General features: G+C 28.8%; 8 protein-coding genes. 6 read left to right on the top strand and 2 right to left on the bottom strand.

Translation table 11 applies throughout. The features are described 5' to 3' along the window. Positions 1–51 precede the first annotated feature (51 nt). The 6 genes from rplJ (at position 52) to purH (ending at position 12,265) form a co-directional block, all read left to right on the top strand. Positions 52–549 carry a 50S ribosomal protein L10 gene (rplJ, locus tag BU_RS00235; RefSeq protein ID WP_009873997.1) on the top strand — a complete coding sequence of 166 codons (498 nt, stop codon included), beginning with the start codon at positions 52–54 and terminating at the stop codon, positions 547–549. Between the two features lie 66 nt (positions 550–615). Then, positions 616–984: a 50S ribosomal protein L7/L12 gene (gene rplL / locus BU_RS00230; RefSeq protein ID WP_009873996.1), complete on the top strand. Its 369-nt coding sequence runs from the start codon at positions 616–618 to the stop codon at positions 982–984. Between the two features lie 220 nt (positions 985–1,204). Next, complete coding sequence (gene rpoB / locus BU_RS00225; RefSeq protein WP_010895912.1) at positions 1,205–5,233, top strand: DNA-directed RNA polymerase subunit beta; 4,029 nt, start codon at positions 1,205–1,207, stop codon at positions 5,231–5,233. Positions 5,234–5,310: 77 nt separating this feature from the next. Beyond that, positions 5,311–9,534, top strand: coding sequence for a DNA-directed RNA polymerase subunit beta' (gene rpoC / locus BU_RS00220; protein WP_010895911.1), 4,224 nt, complete (start codon positions 5,311–5,313; stop codon positions 9,532–9,534). Between the two features lie 734 nt (positions 9,535–10,268). Next, positions 10,269–10,547, top strand: a complete 279-nt coding sequence (locus BU_RS00210) for an HU family DNA-binding protein (RefSeq protein ID WP_010895910.1) — start codon at positions 10,269–10,271, stop codon at positions 10,545–10,547. A gap of 140 nt (positions 10,548–10,687) precedes the next feature. Further along, the gene (gene purH / locus BU_RS00205) at positions 10,688–12,265 is read left to right on the top strand and encodes a bifunctional phosphoribosylaminoimidazolecarboxamide formyltransferase/IMP cyclohydrolase (protein ID WP_010895909.1); all 1,578 of its coding nucleotides are present in this window, start codon (positions 10,688–10,690) and stop codon (positions 12,263–12,265) included. A 122-nt stretch (positions 12,266–12,387) separates the two neighbouring features. Here the strand turns inward: purH and metE are convergent, their stop codons facing one another. Both metE and BU_RS03215 read right to left on the bottom strand, forming a co-directional pair. Then, positions 12,388–14,664 carry a 5-methyltetrahydropteroyltriglutamate--homocysteine S-methyltransferase gene (metE, locus tag BU_RS00200; RefSeq protein WP_009873990.1) on the bottom strand — a complete coding sequence of 759 codons (2,277 nt, stop codon included), beginning with the start codon at positions 14,662–14,664 and terminating at the stop codon, positions 12,388–12,390. A gap of 970 nt (positions 14,665–15,634) precedes the next feature. Beyond that, the gene (locus tag BU_RS03215; protein WP_269445964.1) at positions 15,635–15,838 is read right to left on the bottom strand and encodes an HAD hydrolase family protein; all 204 of its coding nucleotides are present in this window, start codon (positions 15,836–15,838) and stop codon (positions 15,635–15,637) included. Position 15,839: the final 1 nt, after the last annotated feature.

Here is a 15,839-nt window from a genome sequence, read left to right as displayed (position 1 = left end):
TAAAATTAATTCAAATTATTTTTCTCTAGATCAATAAGGAAAATCTGATAAATGGCATTAAGTATTCATGACAAGAAAATAATTGTTTCAAAAATTAATAAAATATCTAACACAGCATTATCAGCTGTTACTGCAGATTTACAGGGTGTGTGTGTAAATAAAATAAACGAGTTAAGAAAATCTGGACGTGAAGTAGGAGTGAAAATGAGCATTGTTCAAAACACTCTGTTGTCTTTAGCAATTAAAAATACTGTTTTTGAGTGTTTAAAAAAAAAATTAAAAGGCTCTACCTTTATCGCTTATTCTATGATACATCCAGGTAGTGGTGCTAGATTATTTAAAGAATTTTCAAAAAAAAACACACAATTTAAAATTACAGGAGCAGCTTTTGAAGGAAAATTACTCTCTATTTTAGAAATTAATCAACTTGCAGATATGCCTACTTATAAAGAAGCAATAATCAAACTTCTGTTAACATGGAAGATGTTGATTGCCGGAAAACTAATTTATACATTATCTGCTATAAAACAGAAAAAAGAAACCTCTTAAAGGTTATTATTTTTGATGTATTAATAACATCTAAAATAATTCTAATGGTTATTAGGAATTATTGTTATGTCTATTACTAAAGAACAAATCTTAGAAGCTATATCAGAAATGTCTGTTATGAATGTTGTAGATCTTATTACAGCAATGGAAGAGAAATTTGGTGTCTCTGCTAGCATGTCTATTAATAGCAACAACCATAATGAAAAAGATTTACGCGAAGAAAAAACAGAATTTGATATTTTTTTAAAAGTTATTGGGCCAAATAAAGTGTCAGTAATTAAAACTGTACGTAGTGCAACCGGTCTAGGACTAAAAGAAGCCAAAGATTTAGTAGAATCTGCCCCAACAGTTTTAAAAGAAAATATCAGCAAAGAAGACGCAGAATCACTTAAAAAAACATTGGAAGATGTTGGTGCCGAAATCGAAATTAAATAAAAATATTAAATTTTATAATTTAATTAATTTTCAAATACGGCTGGTGATGTTGCTTCACCAGCCCTGTTGATCAAAATAAAATTCAAATCATTTTTTAAAAAACATTTAAAAAAAATACAAAATGTAATTAAAATTCTTACGGAAATATTAAAACTGTCTCCCCTTCAGACAAAAAGATAAATTAATTTTCAACTTATCTGTCAACGAGCTTAGGAACCCCATGGTTTACTCTTATACCGAAAAAAAACGTATTCGTAAAGATTTTGGCAAACGTCCTAAAGTGTTAGATATACCATATCTTCTTTCGATTCAATTAAATTCTTTTAAAAAATTTATTCAACCAGATTTATCAGGTCAACACGGATTAGAAGCAGCATTTCGTTCTGTATTTCCTATTCGCGGTTATAATGGAAACTCTGAATTACAATATGTTAGTTACCGTTTAGGAGAAACAATATTTGATGTTAAAGAATGTCAAATAAGAGGTGCTACTTATTCGGCGGCACTGAGAGTAAAATTACGCCTTGTTATCTACGAACGTGACATATTAGAAGCTACTGTTAAAGACATTAAAGAACAAGAAGTATATATGGGTGAAATTCCATTAATGACTAACAATGGAACATTTATAATAAATGGAACAGAAAGAGTAGTTGTTTCTCAGTTACACCGTAGTCCTGGAGTCTTTTTTGATAGTGATAAAGGTAAAACACACTCCTCAGGAAAAGTTCTATATAATGCCCGGATTATTCCTTATCGCGGTTCTTGGTTAGATTTTGAATTTGATCCAAAAGATAATTTATTTGTTAGAATTGATAGACGTAGAAAGCTACCAGTAAGCATTATTTTGCGGGCTCTTAATTATAATACAGAAGAAATATTAAACATATTTTTTGAGAAAAATATTTTTAAAATAGAAAATAACAAAATTGTATTAGAATTAGTTCCCGAAAGACTCCGAGGTGAAACTGCATCATTTAATATTAAAAAAAATGGAATAATATATGTAGAAAAAGGTCGTCGTATTACTGCTAAACATATTCAAGAATTAAAAAATAATAAAATAAAATCTATCACAGTTCCTGTTGAATATATTCTTGGAAGAATTGTATCTAAAAATTATGTAGATAAAAAAACAGGCGAAACAATTATTTCTTCTAATACAGAATTATCTTTAGAGATATTAGAAAAATTAAAAAAATTAGGTTTCTACTCTATTGAAACATTGTTTACTAATGATTTAGATCATGGTCCATATATATCAGAAACGTTACGAATAGATTCATCTAATGATCGTATGAGTGCTTTAATAGAAATTTATCGAGTTATGAGGCCAGGAGAACCACCTACTAAAGAGGCAACAGAAAATTTATTCGAAAATTTATTTTTTTCTGAAGACAGATACGATCTTTCTACTGTAGGTAGAATGAAATTTAACAGATCCCTTTTACGTGAAGAAACTAAAGGTTCAAGTACGTTAAATAAAGAAGACATCATTGATGTTATAAAAAAAATTATCGATATCCGAAATGGAAAAGGAGAAGTAGATGATATTGATCATCTAGGAAATCGACGTGTTAGATCAGTAGGTGAAATGGCGGAAAACCAATTTAGAATCGGTTTAGTAAGAGTGGAAAGAGCAGTTAAAGAAAGATTGTCTATCGGCGATTTAGATGCGCTTATGCCACAAGATATGATTAATGCTAAACCAATATCAGCTGCGGTTAAAGAATTTTTTGGTTCTAGTCAATTATCACAATTTATGGATCAAAATAATCCTTTATCAGAAATTACGCATAAAAGAAGAATTTCAGCATTAGGTTTAGGTGGTTTAACCAGAGAAAGAGCAGGTTTTGAAGTTCGAGATGTACATCCAACACATTATGGACGAGTATGTCCTATCGAAACACCAGAAGGTCCGAATATTGGATTAATTAATTCTTTATCTGTGTACGCTCAAACAAATTCTCATGGATTTTTAGAAACACCTTATCGAAAAGTTTGTAACGGTTTAGTTAGTGAGGAAATTCATTATCTATCAGCTATAGAAGAAGGCAATTATATTATTGCACAAGCTAATACTAATATCGATAAAACTGGTTTTTTTACTGACGATTTAGTAACTTGCCGACATAAAGGCGAATCTAGTTTATTCAACCGTAATCAAGTAAATTATATGGATGTATCTACTCAACAAATTGTATCTGTTGGAGCGTCTTTAATTCCTTTTCCTGAACATGATGATGCTAATAGAGCACTGATGGGTGCTAATATGCAACGTCAAGCAGTACCTACCCTTAAAACAGATAAACCTTTGATAGGGACCGGAATGGAACGAGCAGTAGCAGTAGATTCTGGTGTTACAGCAGTAGCTAAAAGAAGTGGTGTTGTTCAATATGTAGATGCTTCACGTATAGTAATAAAAGTAGATGAAAAAGAAATGTATTCAAGAGAAGCTGGAATAGATATTTATAATCTTACTAAATATACTCGATCTAATCAAAATACTTGTATTAATCAACAGCCCTGCGTTAATTTAGGCGAAAAAATTAAAAAAGGTGATGTTCTAGCAGACGGTCCATCTACAGATTTAGGAGAACTTGCATTAGGACAAAATATGCGTGTAGCATTTATGCCATGGAATGGATACAATTTTGAAGATTCAATATTAGTCTCAGAAAGGGTTGTTCAAGAAGATCGCTTCACCACAATTCATATTCAGGAGTTATCTTGTATATCAAGAGATACTAAATTAGGAGCAGAAGAAATTAGTTCAGATATACCAAATGTAGGAGAAGCTGCATTATCTAAATTAGACGAATCAGGAATTGTTTATATTGGAGCAGAAGTAACTGGCGGCGACATACTAGTTGGCAAAGTAACTCCAAAAGGGGAAACACAATTAACTCCAGAAGAAAAATTATTACGTGCTATTTTTGGTGAAAAAGCATCAGATGTAAAAGATTCTTCATTACGAGTACCGAATGGAGTATCAGGTACCGTGATAGATGTACAAATATTTACAAGAGATGGTGTAAAAAAAGATAAAAGAGCTTTAGAAATTGAAGACATGCAACTGAAGAAAATCAAACAAGATCTTACTGAAGAATTCAAAATATTTGAATCTAGTTTATTTACTCATATTAAAAAAACTTTTATATCGCTTGATATTGAAACAAAACAGCTTGATACACTACCTTTTGAAAAATGGTTTTCTGTAGACATTAAACAAAAAGACAAAAAAAAAGAAATAGAAAAACTTGCTAAACAACATCATGAATTAAAAGAAGAATTTAATAAAAAAATAGAAATAAAACGTCAAAAAATTACACAAGGCGATGATCTTGCTCCTGGTGTTTTAAAAATAGTTAAAGTGTATTTAGCAGTTAAACGTCAGATTCAACCTGGCGATAAAATGGCAGGAAGACATGGAAATAAAGGAGTAATTTCTAAAATTAATCCTGTTGAAGATATGCCTTATGACGAAAATGGTATACCAGTTGATATTGTTTTAAATCCATTAGGTGTACCCTCTCGTATGAATATCGGTCAGATACTAGAAACACATTTAGGTATGGCGGCAAAAGGTATTGGTGATAAAATCAATCATATGCTTAAAACACAAGAAAAAATATCTAATTTACGAAAATTTATACAAAAAGCTTTTGACTTAGGAGATAACCTGAGACAAAAAGTAAATTTAGATACATTTTCCAATGAAGAAATATTACGTTTAGCAAAGAATTTAAAAAATGGCATCCCTATTTCTACACCGGTATTTGATGGTGCACAAGAAAATGAAATAAAACAAATGTTGAAATTTGCAGGTTTACCTACTTCAGGTCAAATTATACTTTTTGATGGAAGAACAGGCGAAAAATTTGAAAGACCTGTTACTGTTGGTTATATGTATATGTTAAAATTAAATCACTTAGTAGACGATAAAATGCATGCTCGTTCTACTGGATCTTATAGTTTAGTGACTCAACAACCATTAGGTGGAAAAGCTCAGTTTGGTGGACAGCGTTTCGGTGAAATGGAAGTTTGGGCATTAGAGGCGTACGGAGCGTCTTATACGTTACAAGAAATGTTAACCGTGAAATCTGATGACGTTAATGGAAGAACTAAAATGTATAAAAATATTGTAGATGGAAATCATCAAATGGAACCTGGAATGCCAGAATCTTTTAATGTACTTTTAAAAGAAATTCGGTCATTAGGGATTAATATTGAACTAGAAAGCGAATAACAAAATTAGCAATATTATAAAAATATTTATGTATTATTTATTTACCTTAAAAGTTTTACTCCAACGAGAGCTAACGTGTGAAAGATTTACTAAAATTTCTAAAATCCCAAACTAAAAATGAAGATTTTGATGCTATTAAAATCTCGTTAGCTTCACCTGATATGATCAGATCATGGTCATTTGGGGAAGTCAAAAAACCTGAAACTATTAATTATCGTACATTTAAACCTGAACGAGATGGATTATTTTGTGCTCGCATTTTTGGTCCAGTAAAAGATTACGAATGTTTGTGTGGTAAATATAAAAGATTAAAACATAGAGGAGTAATTTGTGAAAAATGTGGTGTTGAAGTAACACAAAGCAAAGTTAGACGTGAACGAATGGGTCATATAGAACTTTCTTCACCTACAGCTCATATTTGGTTCTTAAAATCTTTGCCATCAAGAATAGGTTTATTATTAGATATGCCTTTAAGAGATATTGAAAGAGTACTATATTTTGAATCTTATGTTGTCATAGAAACAGGCATGACTAATCTTGAAAAACGTCAAATTTTAACCGAAGAACAATATCTAGATTCATTGGAAGAATTTGGAGATGAATTTCATGCTACAATGGGAGCGGAAGCGATTCAATTTTTATTGAAAGATATTAATTTAGTACAAGAATGTAATGTATTGAGAATAGAACTAAATGAAACAAATTCTGAAACAAAAAGAAAAAAATTAACAAAAAGAATTAAACTATTAGAATCTTTTATTCAATCGCATAATAAACCTGAATGGATGATTCTTAACGTATTACCAGTATTACCACCTGATCTAAGACCATTAGTACCATTAGATGGAGGTAGATTTGCAACATCAGATTTAAATGATTTGTATCGTCGAGTGATCAATAGAAATAATCGTCTTAAACGTTTATTAGATTTAGCAGCTCCAGATATAATTGTACGCAATGAAAAAAGAATGTTACAAGAAGCAGTAGATGCTTTATTAGATAATGGTCGAAGAGGTAGAGCAATTACAGGATCAAACAAAAGACCTCTTAAATCATTAGCTGATATGATTAAAGGAAAACAGGGAAGATTTCGACAAAATCTTCTTGGGAAACGTGTAGATTATTCTGGTCGTTCAGTAATTACTGTAGGTCCTTATCTTCATTTGCATCAATGTGGTCTACCTAAAAAAATGGCATTAGAACTTTTTAAACCGTTCATATATGGCAAATTAGAAGTGCGTGGTTTAGCCACTACTATTAAAGCAGCAAAAAAAATGGTGGAAAGAGAAGAAGCAATAGTGTGGGATATTTTAGACGAAGTAATCCGCGAACACCCAGTTCTTTTAAATCGTGCACCTACTTTACATCGATTAGGTATTCAAGCATTTGAGCCAGTCCTTATAGAAGGAAAAGCTATTCAACTTCATCCATTAGTATGTGCAGCTTACAATGCTGATTTTGATGGAGACCAAATGGCTGTCCATGTCCCATTAACTCTAGAATCACAGTTAGAAGCTAGAGCTTTAATGATGTCAACTAATAACATTTTATCACCTGCAAATGGTGAACCAATTATTGTACCTTCTCAAGATGTTGTTTTAGGGTTGTATTATATGACTCGCGAAAAAATCAATGGAAAAGGTGAAGGTATGTTATTAAATGGTTCTAATGAAGCAGAAAAAGTATACCGTTTAGGTATTGCTGAACTACATTCACTAGTAAAAGTTCGAATAATAGAATATAAAAAAAATGAAGATAAAAGTTTTACTGCAATAAAAAAAATAATTCCTACTACTATAGGTCGAGCAATTTTGTGGATGATTATCCCAAAAGGACTACCTTTTAGTATTGTTAATCAAACTTTAGGTAAAAAAGATATTTCTAAAATGCTTAATACTTGTTATCGTATTTTAGGACTGAAATCTACTGTTTTTTTTGCTGATCAAATTATGTACACCGGATTCGCTTATGCAGCAAGATCTGGAGCTTCGGTAGGTATTGATGATATGGTAATACCAGAAAAAAAGGCAAATATCATCAATGAGGCTGAAATTGAAGTTGCTGAAATACAAGAACAATTCCAATCTGGATTAGTGACTGCGGGTGAAAGATATAATAAAGTTATTGATATTTGGGCGGCAGCTAATGAACGAGTAGCAAAAGCGATGATGCAAAACTTATCTACAGAATCTGTTATCAACAAAAAAGGTTACAAACAAAAGCAAATATCTTTTAATAGTATATTTATGATGGCTGATTCAGGGGCACGTGGTTCTGCCGCACAAATTCGTCAATTAGCTGGTATGAGAGGATTGATGGCCAAACCTGATGGTTCTATTATTGAAACACCAATTACAGCTAATTTTAGAGAAGGTTTGAATGTATTACAATATTTTATTTCTACACATGGAGCTCGTAAAGGATTAGCTGATACAGCACTAAAAACTGCAAACTCTGGATACTTAACACGTCGTTTAGTAGATGTAGCTCAAGATTTAGTTGTAACACAAGATGATTGTCGAACACATGAAGGAATTTTAATGACTCCATTAATTGAAGGAGGAGATGTAAAAGAACCACTACGTGAACGTGTTTTAGGTCGTGTTACTGCAGAAAATATTATTATTCCAAATACTAAAAATATATTAATCAAAAGAAATACACTTCTAAATGAAAAATGGTGTGATCTTTTAGAGCATAATTCTATAGATAATGTCAAAGTACGATCAGTAGTAAATTGTGATACTGATTTTGGTGTATGCGCTTACTGCTATGGTCGAGATTTAGCACGAGGTAATTTAGTCAATAAAGGAGAAGCAATTGGGGTAATTGCTGCACAATCTATAGGAGAGCCAGGCACACAGCTAACTATGAGAACCTTCCATATTGGTGGTGCAGCATCCAGAGCTGCAGCAGAATCTAGTATTCAAGTAAAAAATCAAGGTATTATAAATCTTAATAATGCAAAATTTGTAATTAATTCTGCTGGTAAAACAGTAATTACTTCAAGAAATGTAGAACTAAATATTATCGATAATTTTGGAAGAACAAAAGAAAGCTATAAAGTTCCTTATGGAGCTATTATGGCTAAAGGGGACGGTGAAAAAGTACATTCAGGGGAAACTGTTGCAAAATGGGATCCACATACCATGCCAGTTATTACTGAAGTTAATGGGTTAGTACGTTTTGTAGATATGATTGATGGTCAAAGTATTACAAGACAAGCAGATGAACTAACAGGTTTGTCTTCTATAGTAATATTAGATACAGCAGAAAGAATGTCTAGTGGTAAAGATTTAAGACCAGCATTAAAAATTATCGATTGTAATGGAAATGATGTTCTTATTTCAGGAACAGATATGCCGGCTCAATATTTCTTACCTGGAAAAGCAATCGTTCAACTTGATGACGGAGTACAAATCAGTTCAGGCGATACATTAGCGAGAGTCCCACAAGAATCTGGAGGTACTAAAGACATAACAGGTGGATTACCAAGAGTAGCAGATTTATTTGAAGCTAGACGCCCAAAAGAATTAGCAATTTTAGCGGAAATTAGTGGCATTATATCTTTTGGAAAAGAAACTAAAGGTAAAAGAAGATTAGTAATTACACCAGTAGATGGTAGTGATTCTTATGAAGAAATGATTCCAAAATGGAGACAATTAAATGTATTTGAAGGAGAACGAGTAGATCGAGGAGATGTCATATCTGATGGGCCGGAATCACCACATGATATCTTAAGATTAAGAGGTGTTCAAGCTGTAACTAGATATATAGTGAATGAAGTACAAGAAGTATATCGTTTACAAGGTGTAAAAATTAACGACAAACATATTGAAGTAATTATACGACAAATGCTTCGAAAAGCTACTGTAGTTAAATCAAGAGATTCAGATTTTCTGGAAGGTGAACAAGTTGAATTTTCTCATATAAAAATATCAAATCGCATGTTAGATAAAAAAAAGAAAATGCCAGCTACTTTTTCAAGAGATTTATTAGGAATTACTAAAGCATCACTTGCGACAGAATCTTTTATATCTGCAGCTTCTTTCCAAGAAACAACAAGAGTATTAACAGAATCTGCAGTTGCAGGAAAAAGAGATGAATTAAGAGGATTAAAAGAAAATGTAATTGTTGGACGTTTAATTCCTGCAGGAACAGGATATGCATATCACAAAGAACGTTTGAATCGTCGTCAAAAAAAACATAACAATCCAACAGTTAGCAGTTCTCAAATTAGTGCTGAAGAAGCTTCTGCTAGTCTTTCAGAATTATTAAATTCTGCTCTTATAGAAAAATAAATCATCTTAATATTTTGTATATATAAATTATGGCTGCTCTTAAAAGCAGCCACAGTAAAAACATGATAATTTTATATTATAATATAAATATATAACACTATTTTATAAAATAAAATAATAATTATTTAAAAAAATACTATTTAAAAACAGTGATTATATTTTTTAAAATTCGTACTATTTTAAAAAAATTCATTGTATTTCGAAGGTTTAATAAAGGAGTGAATTTAAAATGATATATTTGAAATATATATAATAAATAATTTATTTTAAAAATAAAAAATCTTATATATATTTTATATAAAAACGCTTCAAATTCATAAAACATATCAGATAATTTTAATAAAAATATATCACTATTTAATTTGAATAAAATTGAAATCATGTAGAAATCAATACTGTTATTTTTTAAAAAAAATAACAATTTATTAAAAATAAAACTGCGATTTTCATACCGTATTTTTTTGATGATTTTTAGATATATTATATATTTAAATTTTATTCAATTGTAAATTTGAAATCTGATTCTTTTTTTATATTATTTTTTCAAAAATAACATGTTTAATTAATATAGAATTTATAATATGAAAAAATATATTTTTTCTTTTTATATCAAATAAGTATAAAAAAATTTATCATCAAAAAATATAATTTTCAAAATAAATTTTTTCAATTTATATTTACAAAATATCTAAATAAATTATTAATTTTTACATATAAATAAAAAAGGGATAATAATGAATAAAACTCAATTAATTAATGTCATTTCTAAAAAATCTAATTTATCTAAAATACAAGCAAAATTGACTTTAGAAACAACATTATCAACTATCATTGATTCTTTGAAAAAAGGTGAATCTGTACAAATAGTTGGTTTTGGTACTTTCAAAGTTAATTTAAGATCGTCCCGTACAGGACGAAATCCTCAAACAGGAAAAGAAATACAGATACCTGCTACAAAAGTTCCTAGTTTTACATCTGGTAAAACATTAAAAAATGCAATCAAACAATTATAACTTATGAAGTATTTAAAGAAGGGGCGTAGTGCCCCTTACTAAATTAGTATTATATATTTAAAATAGTCTAAATATAAAAAATATCTTTATATTATATAACAAAATATTTTAATTTTTTTTTAAAAATAAGAAAATATATTATGCCATCAAATAATCTTATAAAAAATGCGTTAATTAGCGTTTCAGACAAAAAAAATATTGTAGAAGTAGCAGAAAAATTAATAATTAATAAAATTAATTTATTTTCAACAGGAGGAACGGCTCAAATTTTAAAAAAAAACAATATACCTGTTACAGAAATATCAGATTATACAAAATTTCCTGAAATCATGGATGGACGAGTAAAAACATTACATCCAAAAATTATGGGTGGTATTTTAGGACAAAAACAAAAAGATCAGGAGATTATGAAATTATATAATATTTGTCCAATTGATATAGTTATCGTAAACTTTTATCCATTTGAAAAAATCAAAAACATAAAAAAAAATGATATAGATAATGTTGTCAATAATATTGATATAGGCGGACCGACACTCGTACGTGCTTCTGCAAAAAATTATAAGAACGTTATAGTTATAGTAGATCTTGATGATTTTCAATCTACTATTGATTCTATTAACAATAACACAATGAATATGGAAAAAAGATTTAATTTAGCATCTAAAGCATTTGAATATACATCATACTATGAACAAATTATTTCTCAGTATTTCATTGAACAAAATAGCTTGTATAAAAAAACTAATAATAGTTTATTCCCGAATGAAATAAATTTTTCTTTTATTAAAAAACAAGATTTAAGATATGGAGAAAACTATCATCAAAAATCGTCTTTTTATATAGAAAAAAACATGTGTGATTCCGGAACAATTAGTACAGCATGTCAAATTCAAGGAAAAACTTTATCATATAATAATATATCAGATTCTGATATAGCATTAGAGTGTGTAAAACAATTCACTAAACCAGCATGTGTTATTGTAAAACATGGAAATCCTTGTAGCGTTGCCGTTAGTCATAATATTTTAGAATCATATTTATCTGCATACAATTCTGATCCTATTTCAGCATTTGGAGGTATAATTTCTTTTAACTGTAAATTAGATGAAAAAACAGCACAAACAATTATTAATCAACAATTTGTTGAAGTTATTATTATTCCCGAAATCAGTAAAAAAGCAGTTAAAATATTACAAAAAAAACAAAATATAAGAGTACTAGTTACTGGAAAATTACAAAATAATACAGTTGGATTGGATTTAAAAAAGATCACTAATGGTCTACTTGTACAAGAATACGATTCTCATAATATAGATTATAACTCATGGAGTTTTGTTACAAAACGTAGTCCAACAAAAAAAGAACTCAAAGACTCTATCTTTTGTTGGCAAGTTGCTAAATTTGTAAAATCAAATGCAATTGTATATGGTTCTGATGAAATTACTATCGGAATTGGTGCGGGTCAAATGAGCAGGATTTATTCAACTAAATTAGCTAATATAAAAGTTAAAGATCAGGGTAAAAATATTATTGGTGCCACTATGGCTTCTGATGCTTTTTTTCCTTTTAGAGATGGTATCGATGAAGCTGCTTCTGTCGGTATTAGCTCTATAATTCAACCGGGAGGTTCTATACGAGATGAAGAAATCATTCGAGCTGCAGATGAACATAATATAACGATGATTTTTACTAAAAAAAGGCATTTTAAACATTAGTCTTTGACTATTGAAATATATAAAAATTTATAAGTATTAAATCATCATTTTAGATTTTTTAAAATATTCTAAAAGATGATTTAATATTAAATTATATTATAATCATTAAAAAAGAAATCAATTTAATCACATTCACTATCTTTCATTTTTTCTCTAAGTATTTTCGTTGCTTCAACCATATTTTTTAAAGATAATATTGTTTCGTTCCAATTTCTCGTTTTTAAACCGCAATCTGGATTAACCCATATACGTTTTAATGGAATATATTTCATTGCTTTATTTAAAAGAGAAATTATAGATTGTACGCTTGGTATATTAGAAGAATGAATATCGTATGCTCCTGGACCTACTTCATTAGGATATTTAAATTTTTTAAATGATTCTAATAATTCCATATCTGAACGAGCTGCTTCAATTGTAATCACATCAGCATCTAATAATGCAATAGAATCCATGATATCATTAAATTCACAATAGCACATATGTGTATGAATTTGTGTAGTATTTTTAACACCTGAAGCACTTAAACGAAATACATCAACCGCCCAAGATAAATATTCATGCCAAGAACTTTTTCGTAGAGGCAACCCTTCTCGTAATGCTGGCTCATCAATTTGGATTATTTCTATTTTTTCTTTTTCTAAATCTAGAACTTCATCATATAATGCTAAAGCAATTTGTGTTGCAATTTTTTTTAATGAAACGTCTTCTCTAGGAAAAGACCAAAGTAAAATTGTAACCGGTCCTGTTAACATCCCTTTAACTGGTTTTTTAGTTAAAGATTGAGCATATTTAGACCATTCTATAGTCATGGGTTTAGGACGACTAATATCTCCAATAATAATAGGAGGTTTTACACAACGTGAACCATAACTCTGTACCCATCCATTATCTGTAAATGCAAATCCATCTAAATGTTCACCAAAATATTCTACCATATCATTTCTTTCAGCTTCACCATGTACTAAAACATCAATATCTAATTCTTCTTGTATTTTTATAACTTTTTTAATATTTTTTTTAATGATTTTTGTGTATTCTTCTTCAGTCACTAACCCTAATTTAAAATCTCTTCGTAATTTTCTTATACTGATAGTTTGAGGAAAAGATCCAATAGTAGTTGTTGGTAAAATAGGAAAATTAAACTTTTTATTTTGTTCTATAGAGCGAGTTTTATAGGGACTTAAACGTTGATGTTTATCAATTAAAACATTTGATAAGCGATTTTCTACTTCGATTTTATTTACTCTTTTAGAAACACTGCGCTCATAAATAGGTAAACTCCATTCTTTAATAGAATCAATGTCATTATCATTTAAAGCACTTGATAATAATCTTAATTCTTCACATTTTTGTACAGCAAAAGAAAACCATCTTTTTACTTCTTTATCCAAGTGTTTTTCTGCTACTAAATCAATCGGTGTATGTAATAAAGAACAAGATGAACCGATTAATATTTTTCTATGATGATTTGAAATCGATTTGATAGATTTAAACCATTTTAAAAGATCGGAACGCCAAATGTTTCGACCATTAATAACACCTAAAGACAGCATCCATTCTGATGGTATTTTAGAACTAAAATTTTTTAAATTATATTTTCCATGCACTAGATCGATATGAATACCTTGAACAGGTAAATCACGAATAAATTCTATATTATGCTCAATACTGTCAAAATATGTTGTAAGCAATAATTTTGTTATACCGGATAATTCTTTATAAGCATAATGATAAGCGTCTTTCCATTTTTTTGGTAATTCTAAAACCAAAACAGGTTCATCAATTTGAACAAAATCAATACTACGGTTAGATAATTCTTTTAAAACATGCTTATATATTAGAATTATATCTTTTAAAATATCAAGACGATCAAAATATTCTCCTTTTACTTTTCCCAACCAAAGATATGTAATCGGTCCTAAAAGTATAGGTTTAACCTTGTGCCCTAATAATAAAGCTTCATCTACTTCATCTAAAATTTGTTTCCAAGAGTACTTTAAAACTTTGTTTTTATAAAACTCAGGTACAATATAATGATAGTTAGTATTAAACCATTTAGTCATTTCTGAAGCTGAAATATCCGGAGGACAACCTCGAGCAATACGGAATAGACAATCTAAATCAATAGAGTCAACTGTATTATTATGTCTTTCTGGGATATTTCCTAACATCATACTCGTGGTTAATACATGATCATACCAAGCAAAATCTCCAACTGGAATATAATCAATTCCAGATTCTTTCTGTTTTTGCCAATTTTTTTTCCTTAATTCAGAACCAACTAATAATAAATCTTTAATCATCAGTTCCCCGGACCAATATTGTTCTTGAGCTTTTTTTAATTCTCGGTTTAATCCTATTCTTGGAAATCCTAAAGTATGATTTAAAATTGTCATTTTAAATGTCCTATTTTTTTAAATTATATTTTTGATCATGAAAATAATTTATAAATACTTACATAAAATACATATTTGTAATTCTTACAATTAAAGAAAATGAGCAAGCATTAATAGTTAGTTCTCGATATGAAGGAATGTTATAATTGGAATAAAATATCTATAAATATAATAAGCCTTAAAAAAATAACAGTGTATTGAAAACAGATGCTATTTAATTATATCAAATACAATCAGTAATATCATATCAATTTAACTAATTAGAAAAAACAGGATTTAAATTATTTCTCAGAAAAAGTAATTCCATAATTTTTACAATACAAGGTAAAATGTTATTTCAACTATCTAAAATATATTAAATAATATATAGACTTTCATTATATATAATCATTTAATTATTCATTAAATATACAGATATATTCAATAGTTTAAATTACTATTATAAATCTTCAAAAATCCTTTTAAAATAAAAATATATTTTTATTTGGGTATCATGTTTAATCTTCGAAGGTTTCTAAGACAAGAAAAAATTGATATTAAACTAATTTCTGAAGTATGCACTCTCAAATAATTGATTATATATACTAGTTTTTAATTTTGAAGTACGCTTAGTTGTATTTTTTAACTACTCTTTTTTTTAAAAAACAACACTCGATCAACGGACCTGATATATGCAATATTGACAAAATCTATTTTTTGATAAAACAGACTAGATATATTAAATTATCTTTTTCTAAGATATAATCTTACATCTATGTTTAAAATCATATATAATACATTTTTTCTTTTAAATACAAACAAGTCTCAGAAAAAATTAGAATTGTACATGACCTTTTTTGAATATTAAATAATTAAAAAAATCAAGGTTTATAATCGAAAGAAAAACTAATAAGAAAAAGGACATAGCAATAATTATATAGCCATCTACAGAAATCAAAAAAAACTTCTTGTATAAGAAATTTTTATAACTTTATAACATCTCTTTATTATTTTCTATAAAAATTTTATTCAAGCATCTTGCTACACCATCATTATCATTGCTTTCAATGATTTCAAGATGCGGCAGTGCTATTTTTAAATGTGGATCAGAATTTTTCATAATATATGCTTTACCCGCAACTTTTAACATATCCTGATCATTCATTCCATCGCCAAAAGCAATACAATTTTTCAAA

Source organism: Buchnera aphidicola str. APS (Acyrthosiphon pisum), from assembly GCF_000009605.1.
Taxonomy (GTDB): Bacteria; Pseudomonadota; Gammaproteobacteria; order Enterobacterales; family Enterobacteriaceae; genus Buchnera; species Buchnera aphidicola_I.
The sequence above is the reverse complement of the archived record's forward strand: the minus strand, read 5'-3'. Positions and strand labels throughout refer to the sequence as shown.